This window comes from Nonomuraea sp. KM90 (assembly GCF_052246675.1).
Taxonomy (GTDB): Bacteria; Actinomycetota; Actinomycetes; order Streptosporangiales; family Streptosporangiaceae; genus Nonomuraea.
This window is the reverse complement of record NZ_JBQQCB010000378.1, coordinates 1-945: the sequence shown is the minus strand read 5'-3', so window position 1 is coordinate 945 and position 945 is coordinate 1. Positions and strand designations below refer to the sequence as shown.

General features: G+C 64.0%; 2 protein-coding genes. Both read left to right on the top strand.

The annotated features are described in order from the left end of the window. Positions 1 to 346 (top strand): transposase (locus ACTWPW_RS64330; protein ID WP_443175061.1); only part of this gene is annotated, 346 nt, incomplete at its 5' end. Positions 347 to 381: 35 nt separating this feature from the next. Beyond that, positions 382 to 945: IS3 family transposase (locus ACTWPW_RS64325; protein WP_443175060.1), on the top strand; the 564-nt coding region annotated here is incomplete at its 3' end.

Here is a 945-nt window from a genome sequence, read left to right as displayed (position 1 = left end):
TCCCAAGACTGGAAGGCTGGGAGTCGTGCCCGCACCGAGGAAGTACCCCCAAGAGCTGCGCGATCGCGCCGTCAAGATGGTGTTCGACCTGCGTGAGGAGACCGGAGGCAAGACCGGGGCGATTGCCCGGGTGGCCGACCGGCTCGGCGTGCATCGCGAGGCGCTGCGCTCATGGGTACGGCAGGCGGAAGTAGATGAGGGAAAGCGTCCGGGCACCACGTCGAGCGACGCGCAGCGGATCGCCGAATTGGAGCGGGAGAATCGTGAGCTGCGCCGGGCCAACGAGATTCTGAAGGCGGCGTCCGCGTTTTTCGCCCGGGAACTCGACCCGAGACTGCCGCGCTGATCGAGTTCGTTGACCTGTATCGGGATCGGTTCGGTGTGGAACCGATCTGTGCGGTCCTGGAATTTGCCCCGTCCAGCTATCACGAAGCCAAGCGACGCGAACGTGAACCGTCGGCTCGGGCGTGCCGTGATGAGGAGTTGAAAGTCGAGGTCATGCGTGTGTGGGAAAATCCGGGCAGAAAGGTGTACGGGGCGCGCAAGGTCTGGCGTGAACTGAATCGTCAGGGAATCGTGGTGGCGCGGTGCACGGTCGAGCGGTTGATGCGTGAATTAGGTATCGAGGGTGCGTGCGCGAGCCGTAAGCGGCCCCGTACGACGTTGCCGGCCGGTGTGGAGCCGCCCGCTGACCTGCTGGAGCGGGACTTCGATGCGCTGGCGCCGAATCGTCGCTGGGTGGCCGACCTGACGTACGTGCCGACCGCGTCGGGATGGGTGTACACGGCATTCGTGATGGATTTGTATTCGCGGATGATTGTCGGCTGGGAGGTTGCCGATCATCTGCGGGCCGATCTGGCTTTGTCGGCGCTGGAAATGGCGATATGGTCGCGGCGTGAGAGCCTGGACGGCGATCTGGTGCATCATTCTGATCGGGGTGTGCAA